General features: G+C 64.6%; 1 protein-coding gene. It reads right to left on the reverse strand.

All coding sequences use genetic code 11. The features are described from left to right. Positions 1 to 3,409 (reverse strand): DUF6531 domain-containing protein (locus tag BX592_RS33365; RefSeq protein ID WP_243849856.1); only part of this gene is annotated, 3,409 nt, incomplete at its 3' end. Between the last annotated feature and the right edge of the window lie 195 nt (positions 3,410 to 3,604).

The following is a 3,604-nucleotide window of genomic DNA, read 5'->3' on the forward strand; positions in this document are numbered from 1 at the left end:
CCTCGGGACGCGTCTCGCGCACCAGCCGGTTCTGCCCGTCGTAGTCCCTGAGCGTCCAGCGGCCCAGCGGGTCCCCGACCTGCACGATGTTGCTCTCGCCGTCGATGTAGTGCGTGCGGCTCGTTCCGCCCGGCCCCTCTTCCTCGCTACGGTTGCCGGCAAAGTAGTAGTTGAACAGGTTGCCCGCCGCGCTGGTCTGCGTTTTCACGCGGCCCAGCGTGTCGTACGTGTTGGTCACCACCGGCGTGGTCGGGAACGCGGGCTGGTAGAACTTCGTCATCCGCCCCGGCTGGTCATACTCGAAACGTGTCGTGAAGCCGTCGGGATCGGTCGTGCTGACGAGGTTGTCGCTGCCGTCGTACGTGTAGCGCACGCTCTGCTGCGGGCTCGACACGCTCTGCAGGCGGTTGTTCGTGTAGCTCAGCGTGAGGCTCCGGCCGGTGCTGTTCTCGACCCGTGTCAGCAGGCCCCCGCTCCAGGTCAGCACCAGCGTCCCGCCATCGGCCTGCGTATAGCGCGACGCATTGCCCGTTCCGAGGTCGAACTGCCAGATGGCGCCGCTTAGTGTTTTGTAGTACGCGGCGCTGCCGGTCATGTCCAGCTGTAGCGCCTTGCCCGGCGGCGCGCTATACGTGTCGTCCGGCAGACGCACGAACACGTCGCTGTTCAGGCCGAACGTCGCGACCTTCGTGTTATCGACAATCTGCTCGCCGAACCAGCGCTGCGCGGCCACCGCACTCAGGTACTTGTAGGCCGGCGCCGCCGGATCGCTCAGCAGATCGAGCGTGGCCTTGTGCTCGACGATGGTGGCGACCGCATCGAGCGCGAGCCGGCTGCCCATCGCGAGAAACCCGTCCGATGACGTGCGCATGCGAACGTCGTAGTTGTGCGTCCAGCCCTTGCCCAGCGCGCCCGTCTGGTTTTTCATGCCGCTGCTGTAAAGCCGCTGGAAATTCAGGCTACCCGGCGACTCGCCGTAGCCGGTCTTCACGTCCTGATGCTCGTACAGGAAGTTGCCGTGCACCATGTCGATCGGATCGCCGGCCAGACTGTTGCCACCGTTGAAGTTGTTCATCGCCTGCGGCGTCTTCGCACTGGCGATCGTCACCGTGTTATACGTGATCGCGGGCACTGACCTCGTCGCAAAGCCGCCCGACAGTCCGCCCGCGATAATCGAACCGAGCAGGTGCACCTTGCCCGTGCCCAGCACGAAATAGCCCGCGCCGTTCCACGTGTTTTCCGTCAGCTGGCAGGTCGACGGAATCAGCAGCCGGTAGCCCTGGTTCACATAGTTCTGGAAGTTCGCCAGATGCGGCGCACAGTTGGCAGGAAGCTTCCCGCGGATCGTATTGAAGTTGCCCGCGTTCGCATCGTAGATATCTCGCGCCTGGCTGATCGCGAGGTCGAGCAGTCTGACCGTCGACACCGCTGCCACGCCCGAGGTCTGGCTGACCGCGGCCGACTCGAGAATCGACTGGTGCATCGCATTGCTGTCGAACACCGCTTTTTCCAGCGTCGCATCGGCCGCCATGTTGAGGGTCGAGCTGATGTTGCTCGGCAGATCGACGTACGGCGCGTTATCGAACCCGGCCAGTCCCACCTGGTGGTGCTGCACCGTGTACGCATTCGCGAGCCGGTCGGTGATCGACGCGCTCTGCGTGGTCTCCGACACCCACTGCGCGCCCAGCACGCCAAGGCTTGCGCCGAGCACCGGTTCGCTGGTGTCCGCATTGCCCGCCGCACGCGTATTCTCCAGATATTTCAGGTAGCTTTGCGACAGCCCGCGTCCTGTCGGCCCCCATCCGTTGACGACAAGATAGGTGCCGCCACCCTTGATATGCTGGTCGAACGCGTGGTCCGCTTCGGTCATCGTGTACGCGTTGTGCCAGACGACGAAGCTCACCACGCTATCGGCGCCAGGCGCGACCGCGCTGCCGGGCGCCCCAACCTGCACCCCGTCGAGCTTGAGCAGTGGCTGGTTCGATGCGTTGAAGGTGATCGTCAGGCGTTTGCCGTAGATCGCATCCGACGTGAAGGTCTGGTCGATGCCCTGGTAGCGGATGCGCACCGTCGGCTTGAGGTTCGCCGGAATGTCGGCCCATTCCTCGGGTGTCCAGCGCGCATCGAGCAGCGGATTCTGCGTCTGCCGCAGCGCACCGCCGAAGAACGGGATGATCGCCTTGCCGCCAATAATGTCGGCGAGCGTGGCGGCCGGTTTGTTCTTCCGGATCCAGTTCGCGAGGTTGCCTGCATAGGCCTGCAGGTTCGAGCGGATACCGTTGCGATTGATGCCGTTCACGGTATCGCCGCCCGCGTAGCTGCCCTTTGCCGTGGTAAGGAAAGACTGTGCGTCGTAGCCCGCGGCAACGCCCAGATCCACGCCGGAACGCATCGTATGCGGCTTGTACGCTGGGTCGAACGTGTACCACGTGCCGCCGATACTGGCCTTCACCCACACATGCTCGACGGAAATCTCCGTCATCGCCGCGTTCAGCCCCGGACAACTGCCGGCCTGCGTTGCGCTGACGCTGTAGACCGGAATCTGCGTCTGGCCCATCAGGTTCAGCACCGCGCAAACATTGCTGGCCGGCAGACCGTACCAGTCGGTGAACTGCTGCGCGCTGAGCCGGATCACGCCGCGCACGAAGCGTGCGTCGAAACCGGACGTGCGCAGCAGCGACACCATCAGTTGCGCCTGATCGGTCGCACTGCCCTGGTTGTCGAGCACCGCGCCGAGCGCGCCCTTGTGAATGCCGCGCACCGGGTCGATTTCGATGTTGTTGCGCACGAACTGGTAGATCAGGTCCGGGTGATAGCGCAATGCGCGCGCGAGTTCGTCGATCGACGCGGGACCCGGCGGCGCATCGTTCGTCACGATGCCGTTGGCGCCTGTCACGCCCGCACTGCGCAACAGACCCGGTTTCGGTTGCGCGAAGTTCTGCAGATGGACGCTGTCCGGCATGGCCGGCTTGCGCCGCGTGTCGAGCTTCGCCAGCGTTGCGATCGTGCCATTCAGGTTCACCGCCGCAGGCATCTCGCGCGCGACCTGCTCGTCGTGCGCGGCGGCCAGGTCTCCGGTAACCGGCGGCATGATCGCCCGCACGCTACCCGGCTGCGGCGCGAATTCCCCGGCCGGTTGCGTGGGGGCTGCTGCCCGCAACAACTGCTTGTCGTGGCCACGGCGTATCGTCGGTTGCTGCTGCTGGACGGACTGCGAGTTCACCCCAGCGTTGCTATCGATGACGGCCGCGGTGGTGCCGGAGAACTGCACGTTGCCGGCATGGGCCACGCCGACAGACGAGGCCAGCAGCCCCGCGAGCACAGCAAGTACGACACGGCGAGCGGCTCCGCCATCGCGTGCGGCTCGATCACCGCGCGCCTGAACAGGTTGTGGTGCGACTTCGGACATCGGATTCCTCGGGGATCAGTGTTGCGGGTCCTGCGTTGCTGCTTTGCTTTTTTGCGCACGACACTGCCCCTCCGTAACAAACGGATCGGCATGACATGCGGAAAATGGAAAACCCTCTGGAATCAGGAAGGCGACGTGCTGACCACGCTCGTGCGGTTACCCGCCGCGTCGTAGTTGTAAGTGACGGTGGATGTT

It is taken from the genome of Paraburkholderia rhizosphaerae (genome assembly GCF_004366595.1).
Lineage (GTDB): Bacteria > Pseudomonadota > Gammaproteobacteria > Burkholderiales > Burkholderiaceae > Paraburkholderia > Paraburkholderia rhizosphaerae.